This is a genomic window from Streptomyces sp. NPDC001381, from assembly GCF_042895685.1.
In the GTDB taxonomy this organism is placed as follows: Bacteria; Actinomycetota; Actinomycetes; order Streptomycetales; family Streptomycetaceae; genus Streptomyces.
The window spans coordinates 51431-67382 of record NZ_JBIAWO010000006.1; the positions used below are offsets into that span (position 1 = coordinate 51431).

The following is a 15952-nucleotide window of genomic DNA, read 5'->3' on the forward strand; positions in this document are numbered from 1 at the left end:
GATCGGCCTGCTGCCAGGATCCCTCGCTACCGGGGGTGCCCAGCAGCCCGGTGGGCCGGCAGCGGGACCACGGCGGCGATACTGGCCGGACATGCGAATCGGGGGGCCTGCCGTGACATGGTCAACGGGGCTGGCCGGACTGGCGGTCGGCCTGCTCATAGCAGTGGTGACCGCGCCGGTGGGGGTGTCGGGTGCCGTGTTCCTGCTGCCCGTGCAGTTGAGTGTCCTCGGGGTGCCCAGTCCGGCCGTCACTCCCACCAATCTGCTGTTCAACGTGGTGGCCGGGCCCGGCGCCCTGGCGCGCTACCGCCGCGAGGGCCTGCTGTACGGTCCGCTGACGCGCCGCTTGGTGACCGGCACGCTGCCCGGAGTGGTCATCGGCGCCGTGATACGGGTCTTCGCCGTCCCGGGGGCCACCGTCTTCCGCCTTCTGGTCGCCGCTCTGCTGATGCCACTGGGCCTGTGGCTCGTCGGGCGCACCCTCCGGCCCGCCCGGCCCGCCCCGGCTGCGGAACCCTCGCCCCGCGCCATCACCGGCCTGGCCCTGCTCGTCGGGGTTGTCGGCGGAATCTACGGGATCGGCGGCGGATCCATCCTCGGCCCCGTACTGGTCGGCCGGGGCATGCCCGTCGCCCGCGTGGCGCCGGCCGCCCTCGCCTCCACGTTCGCCACCTCCGTGGCCGGGGCCGCGACGTTCGCGCTGCTGTCCCTGACGGGCTCCGGTGACATCGCCCCCGACTGGTACCTCGGACTGGCCTGCGGCCTCGGCGGACTGATCGGCGGCTACCTCGGGGCGCACCTGCAACCTCGGCTGCCCGAAACGGCACTGCGTCTCCTGCTCGGCGCCCTGGCCTCCGCCCTCGGTGCCCTCTACGCCGTGCAGTCACTGCGCTGACGGCGGTGGCGGCATGAAACGGCGGTCACCACCCCACCGCCCATCCAGACCATTGTGAACGCCTCGCTTCATTCGCATGTCGGACCGTTGAGAACATATGACGCATACACAAGCGACGTTGACCTGGCTGGATTTCGCTGCAACTCTCGTGGCTGTGAGCAAGTCCGAGATTCTCGCCGCGCGTCTGCACGTCGATCTGCGACGTCAGGCCAGCGCCATCTGTGCCGTCGGCCGCCGCACGCGCTGACAGGCACAGCTCCCCTTCGCTCCATTTCACAGTCGGCTTCTTCTACGCAAGCCGCTGCTTTTCACAACAGACGTCGGTCCTCGTCGTAGCAATTTCTGCTGAGATCTTTTCTCCGCCGTTCGACGTCTGCCTTTCCTTTCCCCGTTTCCCGAACAGGAACCTGCCATGGCCACGACGGCATCGACCCGACGTCACTTCCTCACCCTTCTCGGACTTTCGGCGGTGTCGGTGAGCTGCGGCACGACCGCGTCCGGGACACCGGCCGCCAAGGACCAGACCAAGACGCTGAGATACCAGGGCTGGGCCGGTCAGGTCACGCTGCCCGAACTGGCCGAGGATCTCGGCTATCTGGAGGACGTGAAGCTGAAGTGGGTCGGCAACACGATCAGCGGACCGCAGGACATCCAGTCCGCGGCCACCGGGCAGGTCGACTTCGGCGGCGCTTTCAACGGCGCGGTCGTCAAACTGGCCGCCAACAACGCTCCCGTCAAGGCCGTCATCAGTTACTACGGCGCCGACAAGTACGCCTACAACGGCTTCTACGTCCTCAAGGACAGCCCGATCCGCTCGGCCCGGGACCTGATCGGCAAGAAGGTCGGGATGAACACCCTCGGAGCCCACTCCGAGGCCATGCTCGACATCTACCTTCAGCGGGGCGGTCTGTCCCAGGCCGACATCGGCAAGGTCGAGCCGCTCGTGGTGCCCCCGGTCAACACCGAGCAGTCCCTGCGCCAGAAGCAGATCGACGTGGCCGTACTCGGCGGCATCCTGCGCGACAAGGCCCTGGCCACCGGCGGCATCCGCCCGCTGTTCACGGACTACCGGCTGCTCGGCGCGTTCAGTGCCGGCACGTACGTGATGACGGACCGCTTCCTGAAGCAGAACCCCGACACGGCCCGGACCTTCGTCACCGCCGTGGGGCGGGCCATCGAGTGGTCCCGCTCCACTCCGCACGAGGAGGTCGTCGACCGGATGACAAAGATCGTGAAGAAGCGCGGCCGCAACGAGGACACCGCACCGCTGAAGTTCTGGCGGTCCTACGGCGTCGCGGAGACGGCGGGCCGGATCACCGGCAAGGAACTCCAGTTGTGGATCGACTGGCTGGCCGAGCGGGGCGACATCAAGAAGGGCCAGGTCACGCTGTCGGACCTCTACACCAATGAGTTCAACGCCTACAAGAAGCCCTCCTCCGCCGCGAAGAGCGGGAGCTGATCCCATGCCGGAAGACACCACGCAATCCACGACGCCCAAGGTCGTGTTCGAGGACGTACGGAAGGACTTCACCGTCAAGGACCGCACGGGGGCCGGGCAGACCACCCGTTTCACCGCCCTCGACGGTATCGACCTGGAGATAGCGGACGGCGAGTTCGTCGTCCTGGTCGGTCCCAGCGGCTGCGGAAAGTCGACACTGCTGGAGCTGCTCGGCGGCCTCACCCAGCCCACCGGCGGACGGATCCTGCTGGACGGCGCACCCGTCACCGGGCCGGGACTGGACCGGGGCATCGTCTTCCAGCAGTACGCGCTGCTGCCGTGGCGCACGGCGCAGGGCAACGTCGAGTTCGGCCTGGAGGCCACCGGCGTCCCCCGGCGCCAACGAGCCGCACGCGCCCGGCAGTTCCTGGATCTGGTCGGCCTGACCGGGTTCGAGGACCGCCATCCGCACGAGTTGTCGGGCGGGATGCGGCAGCGGGTGGCGATCGCCCGCAGCCTCGCCTACGACCCCGACGTCCTGCTGATGGACGAGCCGTTCGCCGCGCTGGACGCCCAGACCCGGGAGTCGCTGCAGGACGAACTGCTGCGCATCTGGCAGCGCACCGGCAAGACCGTCGTCTTCATCACCCACGGCATCGACGAGGCCGTCTACCTGGGACAGCGCGTCGCCGTCATGACGTCGAGGCCCGGCCGGATCAAGCAGATCGTGCCGGTCGCCCTCGGCTCCCGTACGGCGACGGACGACCTGCGCTCCAGTGCCGAGTTCGCACGGCACCGCCACGAGATCTGGTCGCTGCTGCACGACGAGGTGGCCAGGGCCCAGCAGCTGGAGAAGGAGGAGGCCTCCGTATGAGCTCCACGACCGGCACGACCGCCGAGAAGGCCGACGCGACCCACGCGACCGCCACCACCGACGCGGCGAACACGGCCGACGCGGCGAACACGGCAGAAGAAGTGCAGGCACCTTCCCTCACCAAGCCCGCCGAGTCCGCCACGTCCCCTGAGACCGGCCCATGGACCGCGCCCCCGTCCGGCGTCTCATCACCTCCGGACGCGCGCCGGGCCCCCTTCCTCACGGCCCGTGTCCGCCGGACAGCGCTGCGGACGGTCCGCCGGCTGCCGTACCTGCTGCTGAAGGGGGCGACCAAGTCCGCGGCCATCGTGGCCCTGCTCCTGCTGTGGGAGATCGCGCCACGAGCCGGTCTGGTGGACCGGACCTTCCTGCCGCCGTTCAGCGAGGTCGCCGACGCCTGGTGGGGGCTCGCCGCAGACGGTCAGCTCGCCGACAACGCGCGTGCCAGCCTGGCGCGTTCGTTCAGCGGATTCGGTATCGCCGTGGCCGTCGCCGTACCGCTCGGGCTGCTGATCGGCTGGTACCGGCCGGTCGCCGACCTCGTCGGACCGCTGCTGGAGGTGTTCCGCAACACCGCGGCGCTGGCCCTGCTGCCGGTGTTCGTCCTGCTGCTGAACGCGGGCCACCACGACGCCGCCTGGCGGCACCCGCGCACCCAGCCCGAACGCGTCACCGACCTGCGCTACTTCCAGCAGCTCGCCCGGACCGCCGAGCGCGGTCTGCTCGATTCGGTGTTCCTCGCCGACGGCCTCGCCCTGTGGGGGAAGGTCCGCTACAACGCCCTCGGCGGCTTCGAACCGCTCACCCTGCTGTCCGCCCTGGCGGCGGTCACCGAGCACGTCGGTCTGATCGCCACCGTCTCCACCACCTTCAACGAGCCCTTCCACACCGCACGCAAGTTCGCCTCCCTGGACCACATCAGCGGCGGCCGGGCGGGCTGGAACATCGTCACCTCCGGCACCGTGAACGAGGCCCGCAACTTCGGGCAGGACGAACACCTGGAGCACGCGCTGCGCTACGAGCGGGCGCGGGAGTTCGTCGAGGTCGCCACCAAGCTGTGGGACAGCTGGGAGGACGACGCGATCCTCCTCGACCGGGAGCGCGGCGTCTACGCCGACACCGGCAAGGTGCGGGAGATCGACCACCGCGGGGAGTACTTCGGGGTGCAGGGCCCGCTGAACGTACCGCGCAGCCCGCAGGGCTACCCGCTGCTGGTGCAGGCCGGCTCGTCGCAGGACGGCAAGGAGTTCGCCGCCCAGTACGCCGAGGCCGTCTTCACCGCCCAGCAGACCCTCGCCGACGGCCAGGCCTTCTACAAGGACCTCAAGTCCCGCCTCGCCCGCTACGGCCGCACCGGGGACCAGCTGCTGGTGCTTCCCGGCATCGCCCCCGTGATCGGCTCGACGGAGGCGGAAGCTCGCTCCCTGGAGCAGGAGTTGACGGACCTCCAGGTCCCGGAGTACGGGCTCGCCCAGCTGTCCGGGATGCTCGGCACCGATCTGACCGGGCTGCCGCTGGACGGGCCGCTGCCCGAGCTGCCCAAGGAGCGGGACATCAACGGCAACAAGAGCCGCTTCACGCTCGTCGCCGAACTCGCCCGACGTGACGGCCTCACCCTGCGTGAGCTCATCGCCCGCCTCGGCGCCGGCCGCGGCCACCGCGTCTTCGCCGGCACTCCCGAGCAGATAGCCGACGAGATCGAGGAGTGGTTCACCCAGGGCGCCGCCGACGGCTTCAACATCATGCCGCCCCATCTGCCGGGCGGCCTGGAGGACTTCGTCGACCACGTCGTCCCGATCCTGCAGCGGCGCGGGCTGTTCCGCACCGAGTACACCGGCCGCACCCTGCGCGAGAACTACGGCCTGGCCCGCCCCGCCAACCGGCTGGCCGCGACAGCCGCAGGAGAGGAAGTGGCCGTATGACCGGTCTCGACCTCACCACGGACGTCCTGGTGGTCGGTGGCGGCCCCGCCGCCACCTGGGCCGCTCTCAAGGCGGCCCAGGACGGGGCGGACGTGGTCCTCGCCGACAAGGGCTACTGCGGCACCAGCGGCGCCACCGCCTCCGCCGGAACGGGCGTCTGGTACGTCCCCCCGGAGCCCGCCGCGCGGGAGGCGGCCATGGCGAGCAGGGAGGGACTGGGCGGATACCTGGCCGACCGGCGCTGGATGGCCCGGGTGCTGGACCAGACATACGCCGGGATCAACGAGCTCGCGGCGGCGGGGCGCTACCCCTTCCCGACCGGGCCCGACGGCAAACAGTTCAGGAACGGCCTCCAGGGGCCGGAGTACATGCGCAGGATGCGCATCCGCGTCCAGCGGGCCGGGGCACGCGTCCTCGACCACAGCCCGGTCACCGAACTGCTCACCGATCCCTTTGGGGCGGTCGCCGGGGCCCGGGGGCACCGGCGGCAGGCCGGGCAGCCGTACCGGGTGCGTGCCGGGGCGGTCGTGCTGGCCACGGGCGGCTGCGCGTTCCTCAGCGGCGCGCTCGGCTGCAACGTCAACACCGGCGACGGCGCGCTGTTCGCCGCCGAGGCGGGCGCGGAGCTGTCGGGGATGGAGTTCTCCAATGCGTACGGCATCGCGCCCGAGGGCACCTCCGTCACCAAGACCGCGTTCTACTCGTTCGCGACCTTCTACCACGAGGACGGTACGGTCCTGGAGGGTGCGGCCAGCCAGGGCGGCCGGTCGGTGATCGCGCGGGCGCTGCTCAGCGAGAAGGTGTACTGCCGCCTCGACCGGGCGGACGCGGCGGCCCGGCAGGCGATGCGGCTGGCCCAGCCCAACTTCTTCCTCACCTTCGACCGGCTCGGCATCGACCCCTTCACCCAGCGCTTCGCCGTCACCCTGCTCGCCGAGGGCACCGTGCGCGGCACCGGCGGCATCCGCATCACCGGCGACGACTGCTCCACCACCGTCCCCGGACTGTACGCGGCCGGCGACGCGGCGACCCGTGAGCTGATCTGCGGCGGCTTCACCGGTGGCGGCAGCCACAACGCCGCCTGGGCCATCTCCTCCGGCATCTGGGCCGGCCGGGGCGCGGCCCGCCACGCCCGCTCGCTCGGCGCACGCGCCGCCACGAGGCGCCTGGTGGCCGTGGGCGGGGCCGGGCTGCGGCCCACCGGAACACCGGGTCCGGCCGGCGGCTTCCGCGAGGTCGTCACCGCGGTCCAGGCCGAGGTGCTGCCGTACGAGAAGAACTACCTGCGCCACGGCGACCGGCTCACCGCCTCGCTGGAGGTCCTCGACACCGTGTGGGCGGAGTCCCGCGCCTCCCTGCACGCCGAGGGCGGGGACGCGATACGGGCGAGGCAGGCGGTGGCGATGGCGGCACACGCCCGCTGGATGTACGCGGCCGCACTGGCCCGTACCGAGACCCGCGGTATGGCCAAGCGGCTCGACTTCCCCGCGCAGGACCCCGGTCAGCACCACCGCATCACGACGGGCGGTCTGGACCGGGTGTGGACCCGCGTCGAGCCCGTGACGGATGCGTCGGCCGCGTCAGCCGCTGCCCTGGAGACGGCCTCATGATCGAACTGGTCTCGGCGGAACGCTGCATCGCCTGCGACAAGTGCATCAGGGTCTGCCCGACCGATGTCTTCGACCGGGGCGAGGACGGCATCCCGGTGCTCGCCCGCCGCGACGACTGCCAGACCTGCTTCCAGTGCGAGGCGAACTGCCCGGCCGACGCCCTGTACGTCGCGCCCCTGACCCATCCGCTGCCCGACGACTCCACCGCCCGCGACGAGGACCACCTGGACCGTACGGGGCTGCTCGGCAGCTACCGCCGGCACATCGGCTGGGGACGAGGCCGCACCCCCGGCGCGCTGCGGGCCGTCGGCCCTGCCCTCGGCCCGCCAGGGTCCCGGGGAACCTCCCTGCCCATCACCTCCTGACGGCCTCCCGGCTGATCGCCCCTCGAAAGGACACCGCGCATGACCACCAGCACCGGCTTCGACATCCGCAGGATCGGCGGCCGTATCGGCGCCGAAATCCTCGGCGTGGATCTTTCCGCCGACCTCGACCCCGCCGTCGTCACCGAGATCAACTCCGCGCTCCTGGAACACAAGGCGCTCGTCTTCCGCGACCAGGACCTGGACGACGCGGGCCAGCTCCGCTTCGCCTCCCTCTTCGGTGAGCTGACCACCGCGCACCCGACGGTCCCCTCCGTCGACGGCCAGCCGAACATCCTGCCGGTCGACGGCGACGAGGGGATCCGCGCCAACCAGTGGCACACCGACGTCACCTTCGTCCGTACGCCCCCGAAGGCGTCCACGCTGCGCAGCATCGTGGTCCCGCCCTACGGCGGCAACACCCTCATCGCCAACTCGGCCGCCGCGTACCGGGATCTGCCCGAGGCGCTGCGCGAGCTGGCGGACAGGCTGTGGGCGGTGCACACCAACGACTACGACTACGCCGCCCCGAAGAGCGAGAAGGCGGCCGAGCACCGCAGGCGGTTCGTCTCCCGGAAGTACCGCACCGCCCACCCGGTCGTCCGCGTCCACCCCGAGACCGGGGAGCGCGGGCTGTTCGTCGGCGGCTTCGCCCAGAGCATCGTGGGCCTCGGCCCGTCCGACTCCCGCGACCTGCTGCGCATCTTCCAGTCGTACGTCACGCGTCCCGAGAACATCGTGCGCGTGGCCTGGGCGCCCGGCGACCTCGTCCTGTTCGACAACCGCATCACCCAGCACTACGCCCCCGACGACTACGGCGACCTGCCGCGCCTGCTGCACCGGGTGACCGTCGCGGGCGACGTCCCGGCCGGTGTCGACGGCCGCCTCAGCCACGTCATCGAGGGAGACGACGCCGCCCACTACACCCCGGCCGCGGCCTGAGCACCGCACCCGCCACGCGCGGCCGCCGGGCAGGGGGCATCGGCTCCCGCCCGGCGGTCTGCCTCTGTCCGATGACGGCCGAGGCCATACGGGATAATGGACGCATGCGGATCTCAGCCAGAGCGGACTACGCGGTACGTGCCGCACTGCAGCTCGCCGCGTCCCGGGATGACGGGCCGCTGAAGGCCGAGGCCATCGCCGACGCCCAGGACATCCCGCACAAGTTCCTCGAGAGCATCCTCAACGACATGCGCCGGGGCGGTCTCGTGCTCAGCCAGCGCGGCGGCAACGGCGGCTACCGGCTGGCCAAGCCCGCCGAGTCGATCAGCATCGCCGACGTCATCCGCGTCGTGGAGGGCCCCCTGGTCTCGGTACGCGGCGTCCGCCCGCCCGAGCTGTCGTACACCGGCCCCGCCGAGTCACTGCTGCCCCTGTGGATCGCGTTGCGGTCCAACGTGCGCGAGATCCTGGACGGCGTGTCACTCGCCGACGTCGCATCGGCCCAACTGCCCGCCGATGTAGCCGCGCTGACCGACGCCCCGAGAGCGTGGGCAAACCCCTGACACGCCGGGCCGCCGACCGGGAATCCCGAAGAGTGAGATAGTCGCGTCCATCATATGAACGCCCTCTTGGGGTGAACGCCTCCTTCTGCCACGATCCCTATCAGCCAGGTAGGAAAACTAGGGATCCGGGGGGGTCATGCGAACGCGCAACCGCGCAGACCTGTCGCTCCCCCTGCTGACCTCGCGCCGCCACATCGACCTCGGCCGCACGTCCAGCGCCCTCTGTCGGCCCGCCTGAGGCCGTCGTGCCCGAGGCCGTCGGCAGAAGATCCTTCGGTCGGCAGCGGCACCCGCGCCCGCCCCTCCCCGCGCAGCTCCTCCCCCGGATCCGCGACGGCATTCCCGCCGCCGAGGTCCGGCGAACGAAGCGCATGCCCATGAGCTGTGCGCCTCGCGCTTTCGGCATCTCCCTGATCAAACCATTCCCCGAGAGGACACCTCCGTGTCTGCCGCAAGACCGCTCACCGCCCTGCGCACCATCGCCGTCGTAGCAGCGCTCCCCCTCCTGCTCACCGCCTGCGGCTACGGATCCGACGCCGCCGACGACGGCAAGCAGACCGAGGTCGCGGCGGGCGCCGAGAAGCTCTCCGCCGACGAGGTGAAGATCGGCTACTTCCCCAACCTCACCCACGCCACGGCCCTGGTGGGCGTCCAGGAGGGCCTGCTCCAGAAGGAGCTCGGCGGCACCAGGATCAAGGCCTCGACCTTCAACGCCGGCCCCTCCGAGATCGAGGCGCTCAACGCCGGCTCCATCGACATCGGCTGGATCGGCCCCTCCCCCGCCATCAACGGCTACACCAAGTCGGGCGGCAAGAACCTGCGCATCATCAGCGGTTCCGCCTCCGGTGGCGTGAAGCTCGTCGTCAACCCGAAGAAGATCAAGTCCCTGGACGACGTCAAGGGCAAGAAGATCGCCACGCCGCAGCTCGGCAACACCCAGGACGTCGCGTTCCTCAACTGGATCGCGGAGCAGGGCTGGAAGGTCGACGCGGAGAGCGGCAAGGGCGACGTCTCCGTCGTCCGCACGGACAACAAGATCACCCCGGACGCCTACAAGTCCGGCTCCATCGACGGCGCGTGGGTGCCGGAGCCGACCGCTTCCAAGCTGGTCGCCGAGGGCGCGAAGGTGATCCTCGACGAGGCCGACCTGTGGCCCGACAAGAAGTTCGTGATCACGAACATCATCGTGCGCCAGGACTTCCTCAAGGATCACCCGGACGTCGTCGAGGCCGTGCTGCGCGGCTCGGTGAAGACCAACGAGTGGATCAACGCCAACCCGGACAAGGCCAAGGCGTCCGCCAACGCGGCACTGAAGGAGGAGTCCGGCAAGGCCCTGCCCGCCGAGGTCATCGACCCGGCCTGGAAGTCCATCACCTTCCTCGACGACCCGCTGGCCTCCACCCTCAACACCGAGGCGGAGCACGCGGTGAAGGCCGGTCTGCTGGAGAAGCCCGACCTGAAGGGCATCTACGACCTCGCACCGCTCAACAAGGTCCTCAAGGCCGAGGGCAAGGACGAGGTCGACGACGCCGGTCTCGGCGCCGAGCAGCCGAACAGCTGACAAACGGCAACCGCCCCGATGAGTACCCAGGAGGTGACGACCATGGCCACCACGGTCGCCAAGGCTGTCCAGGACGCCACGGCGGTGACGCACGCCGCCCGCATCGAGCACGTCTCGAAGTCCTTCCCCGCGCCGGGCACGCCCGGCGGGCAGCAGCTCGTGCTGGACGACATCACCCTCGATGTCGCACCGGGCGAGTTCGTCACCCTCCTGGGGGCCTCCGGCTGCGGCAAGTCCACCCTGCTCAACCTGGTCGCGGGACTGGACCTGCCGTCCGCCGGCTCCATCGGCACGGACGGCCGGCCGGCCCTGATGTTCCAGGAGCATGCCCTGTTCCCCTGGCTGACCGCGGGCAAGAACATCGAACTCGCGCTGAAGCTGCGCGGCGTCGCCAAACCGGAGCGCCGCGCCGAGGCGGAACGGCTGCTGGACCTCGTACGGCTGCAGGGCGCCCACGGCAAGCGGGTGCACGAACTGTCGGGCGGCATGCGCCAGCGGGTCGCGCTGGCCCGCGCGCTGGCCCAGGACAGCCGGCTGCTGCTGATGGACGAGCCGTTCGCCGCGCTGGACGCCATCACCCGTGACGTCCTGCACGACGAGCTGACCCGCATCTGGCACGAGACGGGAGTGTCGGTGCTGTTCGTGACACACAACGTGCGCGAGGCGGTGAAGCTGGCGCAGCGGGTGGTGCTGCTGTCCTCGCGGCCGGGCCGGATCGCCCGCGAATGGACCGTCGGCATCCCGCAGCCGCGCCGCATCGAGGACAGCGCGGTCGCCGCACTGTCCGTCGACATCACCGAAGAACTGCGCAGGGAGATCCGCCGCCATGGCCAGCACTGACACCGGCACCGACGCCGACAAGGCCGGCTCACCGGCAGCCGGGGAGCCCCGGGAAATGCAGGACACGCACGATCTGACGGGGCTGGAGGCCGGGCTCGACGCGCTGGACTCGGTACAGGCCGGCCGTACACCGCTGCGCGAGACCCTGATCCGCAAAGCACTGCCGCCCATCACCGCCGTCGCACTGGTGCTGGCGGTCTGGCAGCTGCTGGTGTGGGCCGAGGTCGCCCCCGACTACAAACTGCCCTCGCCGTTGGCGGTGTGGGACGAGGTGAGCGACGCCTGGCGGCAGGGCACCCTCCTCGACTACATCTGGACATCCGTCTCACGCGGCCTGCTCGGCTTCCTGATGGCACTCGCCATCGGTACACCGCTCGGCCTGCTGGTCGCCCGGGTGACATTCGTCCGGGCCGCCGTCGGCCCCATCCTGTCCGGACTGCAGTCACTGCCGTCCGTGGCCTGGGTGCCGCCCGCCGTGCTCTGGCTGGGCCTGAACAACTCGATGATGTACGCCGTGATCCTGCTCGGCGCGGTCCCCTCCATCGCCAACGGCCTCGTCGCAGGCATCGACCAGATCCCCCCGCTGTTCCTGCGCGCCGGACGCACCCTGGGCGCGACCGGCCTGCGCGGCGCCCGGCACATCGTGATGCCGGCCGCGCTCCCCGGCTACCTCGCCGGACTGAAACAGGGCTGGGCCTTCTCCTGGCGATCACTGATGGCCGCCGAGATCATCGCCTCCTCACCCGACCTCGGCGTCGGCCTCGGCCAGCTGCTGGAGAACGGACGCAACAACGCCAGCATGTCGCAGGTGTTCCTGGCCATCTTCCTGATCCTGCTCGTCGGCATCGCCATCGACCTGCTGATCTTCAGCCCGCTGGAGCGACGGGTGCTGCGCGGCCGGGGCCTGCTGGTCACCCGCTGAACAAACGGACCGCCAGCACCACCACTCCGCCGACACACATGCCGTGGCCGCGTGCACGTACTCAACTCGCAGCCCTGCCCAGGGCAACGAACCGGCCGCCGCCGCTCCGAGCTGGAGCGGGCGGACGTCTTCCACGTCATGGCCACCACCCGGCACGACACCGTGGTCACCCGCTGGGCGATCGACCATCCCGTCCACGACCTGTTCACCGGCCTTGCCCGGCAGAAATGGAAGCGCCGTTCCTGCGGCAGCGGGGCTCACGGCCTGCGGATCTACGACTGGGCACGCGTCGAGGTCCGGCCCTGGCACCGGCCCGACCGCCGCCACTGGGTGATCGCCCGCCGCAGCGTGAGCCGACCCGGGGAGATCTCTTACTATATCGCCTACTGCCCGGCTGAGACAACGCTTGACGACCTGATCCGCATCGCGGGCAGCAGGTGGGCCATCGAGAGGTGCTTCCAGAGCGCGAAACAGGAATGCGGCCTGGACGACTACCAGGTCCGCCGCTATCCCGGCTGGCACCGCCACATGACCCTCGCCATGGCCGCCCACGCCTGCCTGACCGTCCTGCGAGCCCGCGAGCTGGACGCCGGGAAAGCAGAAACGGATCCTCCCAGCTCATCCACCTCAGCCTCGCCGAGATACGACGGCTGATCACCCGCCTCACCGACCGCCGACCCACACCCGTCGAGCACATCCTGCGCTGATCGGCGTGGCGCCGACGACGACAACACCAGGCCCGCACCAGCCACTACAAACGACGCGGACACAGCCCCTGAACTGGCCAGCAGTCACGGCAAGCACCGTTGCAGTACTAAGCTTGTCGTTTATCGTCCGCTGTCGAACGATGCTCGAACTTGCTCGGGGTTTCCCCAGTTCACGGGACGTGTGCGGGGCTGGCGCCTGATCCTGTGCACAGGGTTTCTGCGGCACGGAGGCGGGGATCGTGGAACTGGTCGAGTACGGGGTTCAACGAGACGCGTTCGTGGCGGTGACGGGGTTTCGGTTGGAGTTGTACGCATGCCTGGTCTCCCGGAGCGACGCCCTGTTCGAGCTTTGCGACGCCCTGCTGTGCACCGAAGGCCCGGTCCGCACGCTTGTGGACCTGGCCCTCGCTCCCGAGCACTGACGCGGGCACGGTGCCCTGTATTCCGGACTCAACCAAGGCCGGATCGACGTCGCCCGGCTGCGACGGGCCCTGGTCGGCGTGCCGCTGCCCCGGGCCCGTGACGGCCGGTTGGTGCTGGCGGTGGACGTTTCTCCGTGGCTGCGGCCGGACGCGGACACCTGCTCGGACCGCTCGTTCTGCCACACCTTCGGCCGCGGCCTGGGCAAGCATCAGATGGTGCCCGGCTGGCCGTACTCGATCGTCGCCGCGCTGGAGGCGGGCCGGACCTCGTGGACCGCGCTGCTGGACGCCATCCGGCTGGAGCCCGGCGCGGACCTGGCCGCGGTCACCGCCGTCCAGGTCCGCGAGGTCATCGAACGCCTCGTGGAGGCTGGCCAGTGGCGACCGGGTGACCGCGATGTCATGGTCGTGCTTGATGCCGGCTACGACGCTCCCCGCATCGCCCATCTCTTGGCTGACCTGCCGGTCGAGGTGCTGGGCAGGCTCCGGTCGGACCGGGTCATGCGCAAGCCGGTCCCGGTGCCGTGGATTTGCCCGCCTCAGGGCGGGCGCCCGCCCAAGCACGGCGGCGAGTTCGTCTTCGGGCGTCCCGAGACTTGGGGCGAGGTGGCGGTGGTGACTGTGACCGACACGGAGCGGTACGGGACGGCGACCGCCCAGGCGTGGGACCGGCTGCACCCCCGGCTGACCCGGCGGGCGGCGTGGCTCGACCATGAGGTGCCCTTGCCGATCATCGAGGGCACCGTGATCCGGCTGTCGGTGGCGAAACTGCCGAGCGGCGGGGTGAACAAGCCAGTCTGGCTCTGGTGGTCGGGCACCGACGCCTGCCCCGAAGACGTCGACCGATGCTGGCAGGCGTTCCTGCGAAGGTTCGATGTGGAGCATACGTTCCGCTTCCTCAAGCAGACGCTCGGATGGACCCGGCCCAAGCTCCGGGATTCCGGCGCGGCGGACCGGTGGACCTGGCTCGTCCTGGCCGCGCATGCCCAACTCCGCCTCGCCCGCCCCCTCGCACGGGATCTGCGCCGGCCATGGGAGCGGCCAGCGGAACCGAACAGACTTACCCCCGCCCGCGTCCGCCGCGGGTTCAGGTACCTGTACGCGAAGGCGGGCACGCCAGCCGGTGCACCGAAACCCACGCGCCCCGGTCCCGGCCGCCCGCTCGGCTCGAAGAACCGGCGGCCCGCCACCCGCTACGACGTCGGACTCGTCCTCGCCACCGGCGAGTCCTACTCCCGGCCCTCACACCACAAGAAGGGGACGAAGCCCCGGCGAACGACCGATGATGGCCGCCGTCGATAGGCTGCTCGGATTGCAGCTTCAGCCTGAGATCTACGGGGGGCCACCCATGGAGCACAGCTCTGAGCGGGAGAACGGCGACAGCTCAGCTCGTTCTCGGTACACCCGGGACATGCAGGAAGAACGACACCCAGTGCGCGAGGCACTGCGCTCAGATCTGCCTGCCGCCCACATGGGCTTGGGCGTGACCGTCATCGCCTTGATCGTGATCGCCAGTTTCTCCGGCGCTCGATGGACCTTGATAGTTGCTGGTGCCTTCGCGGCCTGGTTCCTTCTTGCGCTGGCAGTGATTCACATCGGCAGCGGCCGTGGCTGGGACGCCGTCCGACGGGCCTACATCGCCACGTTCGGCTGGGGCAACTGGATCTGAACACCCTTCGGTGCCCACTGCGGGCAGCGAGCCGGGGCGCGCAGGGGGCTTGCTCTCGCCGTCAGTGGCGCGGGGCCCACGGGTCGTCGCACCCCACCGGATCAGGCCGTTCAGGATGGAGCAATCTTTCGGACGCAGTGTCGCAGTCCCGTCTCGCCGGATCCGCCGGCGGCGGCCATCCAGGGCAGGACGTCCATGGCGTGGGCGCACTCGTCGGTGGCGAGACCGTCGACGGCGGCCCGCAGGTCGTCAGGGGCGGGTTCGTCGGTGAGGCAGAGCCAGCCGATCGCGGCGGCCAGCCGGACCTCGGGCGTCTGTGTCCGGTCTCGCCACCGCTCTCGCATCCACGCGGTGCTCGGCGGGTGGGGGTGAGAGCGGGTGGCTTCGGCGATGGCGAGGACCAGGGCGGCGCGGACCATCGGGTCCTGCTCGGCGGCGAGCCGGGCGCGGAAAGCGGAGCGGACGATCCGATCGGGGTCGGTGGCCGTGGCCAATGCGTAGGCGGAGTGGATGCGGATCGACGGGTCGGGGTCGTCGAGAAGGGGCTGCAGGAGGGCGGTGTCGGCGGTGATCGCGGCCCGGGCGGCAGCGATCGACCAGCCCGCCGGGTAGCCGGTCACCTCGACGCCGTAGTCGTCATAGAGGTCGTCGTACTGGGTGTCGGCGCGGTGGAGCAGCAGTTCGTCGCGGGAGGCGACGCCGAAGTAGCGGGCGCGGGCCGGGGAGGAAACTTCGTCGAGCGCGTCGACACGGTGAGGGTGGCGGGTGTCGGCGGCGATCCGGATCAGGAACGGCACGGCGAGCACGGCCGCAGCCCGCATGTCGTTGGCGCACATGCCGCTCACAACGCCCGTTCCGGTGCGAACGGGTGAGTCGCCGGCATGCAGCAGGTGAACGGCCTCCCTGACGCGATCCCCCCGTGGGAAATGCTCCCAGGGGACTTCGTCGAGCAGGAATCCGTCCTTGGCCTCGGCCCGGATGGCGGCCACCACCGCCCGCACGTCGAACGGCCCACCCGCGAATGAGGGCAATTCCACCCCGTCCGCCAACGCCCGGCACATCGCGAAGGTCGGATCGGTCCGCCACTCGCCCACGTCACGCCACCCCACCGCCGAGTCTGATCAAAGCCAATCATGCCCGAGCGGACCGACCTCGGTGCCGACGCGCTGCGTTCGCACCGCAGGGCGGACACGAGGTCAGCCGTGCAGGCGGGTGATCACCAGGC

Annotated in this window: 15 protein-coding genes and 2 pseudogenes; 16 read left to right on the forward strand and 1 reads right to left on the reverse strand. The window is 70.5% G+C overall.

Annotation, left to right across the window (positions count from 1 at the left end; translation table 11 throughout):
- Nucleotides 1-112: 112 nt before the first annotated feature.
- From ACFY2L_RS26145 to ACFY2L_RS26220, 16 genes and pseudogenes are all read left to right on the forward strand, one after another.
- Nucleotides 113-895 carry a TSUP family transporter gene (locus ACFY2L_RS26145; protein ID WP_390823552.1) on the forward strand — a complete coding sequence of 261 codons (783 nt, stop codon included), beginning with the start codon at nt 113-115 and terminating at the stop codon, nt 893-895.
- A 154-nt stretch (nt 896-1049) separates the two neighbouring features.
- Nucleotides 1050-1142, forward strand: coding sequence for a putative leader peptide (locus ACFY2L_RS26150; RefSeq protein WP_390823553.1), 93 nt, complete (start codon nt 1050-1052; stop codon nt 1140-1142).
- Nucleotides 1143-1307: 165 nt separating this feature from the next.
- Complete coding sequence (locus tag ACFY2L_RS26155) at nt 1308-2354, forward strand: ABC transporter substrate-binding protein (protein WP_390823554.1); 1047 nt, start codon at nt 1308-1310, stop codon at nt 2352-2354.
- A gap of 4 nt (nt 2355-2358) precedes the next feature.
- Entirely contained in the window at nt 2359-3207 is an 849-nt protein-coding gene (locus ACFY2L_RS26160) for an ABC transporter ATP-binding protein (RefSeq protein WP_390823555.1), read from the forward strand.
- A gap of 581 nt (nt 3208-3788) precedes the next feature.
- Nucleotides 3789-5129, forward strand: coding sequence for an LLM class flavin-dependent oxidoreductase (locus ACFY2L_RS26165; protein ID WP_390823743.1), 1341 nt, complete (start codon nt 3789-3791; stop codon nt 5127-5129).
- Nucleotides 5126-6739 (forward strand): FAD-binding protein, encoded by a 1614-nt coding sequence (locus ACFY2L_RS26170; protein ID WP_390823556.1) that lies wholly within the window; start codon nt 5126-5128, stop codon nt 6737-6739. Before ACFY2L_RS26165 ends, ACFY2L_RS26170 begins: the two co-directional genes overlap by 4 nt.
- Nucleotides 6736-7104, forward strand: a complete 369-nt coding sequence (locus ACFY2L_RS26175; RefSeq protein WP_390823557.1) for a 4Fe-4S dicluster domain-containing protein — start codon at nt 6736-6738, stop codon at nt 7102-7104. The genes ACFY2L_RS26170 and ACFY2L_RS26175 overlap by 4 nt, the downstream gene beginning before the upstream one ends.
- A gap of 39 nt (nt 7105-7143) precedes the next feature.
- Nucleotides 7144-8043 carry a TauD/TfdA dioxygenase family protein gene (locus ACFY2L_RS26180; RefSeq protein ID WP_390823558.1) on the forward strand — a complete coding sequence of 300 codons (900 nt, stop codon included), beginning with the start codon at nt 7144-7146 and terminating at the stop codon, nt 8041-8043.
- A gap of 104 nt (nt 8044-8147) precedes the next feature.
- On the forward strand, nt 8148-8606 hold the full coding sequence (locus tag ACFY2L_RS26185; protein WP_390823559.1) for an RrF2 family transcriptional regulator: 459 nt from the start codon (nt 8148-8150) through the stop codon (nt 8604-8606).
- 136 nt (nt 8607-8742) lie between these two features.
- Nucleotides 8743-8844: a putative leader peptide gene (locus ACFY2L_RS26190; RefSeq protein ID WP_390823560.1), complete on the forward strand. Its 102-nt coding sequence runs from the start codon at nt 8743-8745 to the stop codon at nt 8842-8844.
- 204 nt (nt 8845-9048) lie between these two features.
- Complete coding sequence (locus tag ACFY2L_RS26195) at nt 9049-10167, forward strand: ABC transporter substrate-binding protein (protein ID WP_390823561.1); 1119 nt, start codon at nt 9049-9051, stop codon at nt 10165-10167.
- Nucleotides 10168-10209: 42 nt separating this feature from the next.
- On the forward strand, nt 10210-11007 hold the full coding sequence (locus tag ACFY2L_RS26200; RefSeq protein ID WP_390823562.1) for an ABC transporter ATP-binding protein: 798 nt from the start codon (nt 10210-10212) through the stop codon (nt 11005-11007).
- The gene (locus ACFY2L_RS26205; RefSeq protein WP_390823563.1) at nt 10994-11929 is read left to right on the forward strand and encodes an ABC transporter permease; all 936 of its coding nucleotides are present in this window, start codon (nt 10994-10996) and stop codon (nt 11927-11929) included. The genes ACFY2L_RS26200 and ACFY2L_RS26205 overlap by 14 nt, the downstream gene beginning before the upstream one ends.
- Nucleotides 11930-12031: 102 nt before the next feature.
- A pseudogene (locus ACFY2L_RS26210) lies at nt 12032-12583 on the forward strand (IS701 family transposase); the annotation flags it as partial.
- 292 nt (nt 12584-12875) lie between these two features.
- Nucleotides 12876-14360: pseudogene (locus tag ACFY2L_RS26215) on the forward strand (NF041680 family putative transposase).
- Between the two features lie 109 nt (nt 14361-14469).
- Entirely contained in the window at nt 14470-14727 is a 258-nt protein-coding gene (locus ACFY2L_RS26220; protein ID WP_390823564.1) for a hypothetical protein, read from the forward strand.
- Nucleotides 14728-14837: 110 nt separating this feature from the next.
- Here the strand turns inward: ACFY2L_RS26220 and ACFY2L_RS26225 are convergent, their stop codons facing one another.
- Nucleotides 14838-15563, reverse strand: a complete 726-nt coding sequence (locus ACFY2L_RS26225; protein WP_390823565.1) for a HEAT repeat domain-containing protein — start codon at nt 15561-15563, stop codon at nt 14838-14840.
- Nucleotides 15564-15952: the final 389 nt, after the last annotated feature.

Coding starts and splice junctions, on each gene's coding strand:
- ACFY2L_RS26220 (WP_390823564.1), top strand. CDS start 14,470: ATGCAGGAAGAACGACACCCAGTGCGCGAGGCACTGCGCTCAGATCTG.
- ACFY2L_RS26180 (WP_390823558.1), top strand. CDS start 7,144: ATGACCACCAGCACCGGCTTCGACATCCGCAGGATCGGCGGCCGTATC.
- ACFY2L_RS26190 (WP_390823560.1), top strand. CDS start 8,743: ATGCGAACGCGCAACCGCGCAGACCTGTCGCTCCCCCTGCTGACCTCG.
- ACFY2L_RS26160 (WP_390823555.1), top strand. CDS start 2,359: ATGCCGGAAGACACCACGCAATCCACGACGCCCAAGGTCGTGTTCGAG.
- ACFY2L_RS26175 (WP_390823557.1), top strand. CDS start 6,736: ATGATCGAACTGGTCTCGGCGGAACGCTGCATCGCCTGCGACAAGTGC.
- ACFY2L_RS26170 (WP_390823556.1), top strand. CDS start 5,126: ATGACCGGTCTCGACCTCACCACGGACGTCCTGGTGGTCGGTGGCGGC.
- ACFY2L_RS26200 (WP_390823562.1), top strand. CDS start 10,210: ATGGCCACCACGGTCGCCAAGGCTGTCCAGGACGCCACGGCGGTGACG.
- ACFY2L_RS26155 (WP_390823554.1), top strand. CDS start 1,308: ATGGCCACGACGGCATCGACCCGACGTCACTTCCTCACCCTTCTCGGA.
- ACFY2L_RS26225 (WP_390823565.1), bottom strand. CDS start 15,563: ATGTGCGCCAACGACATGCGGGCTGCGGCCGTGCTCGCCGTGCCGTTC.
- ACFY2L_RS26185 (WP_390823559.1), top strand. CDS start 8,148: ATGCGGATCTCAGCCAGAGCGGACTACGCGGTACGTGCCGCACTGCAG.
- ACFY2L_RS26205 (WP_390823563.1), top strand. CDS start 10,994: ATGGCCAGCACTGACACCGGCACCGACGCCGACAAGGCCGGCTCACCG.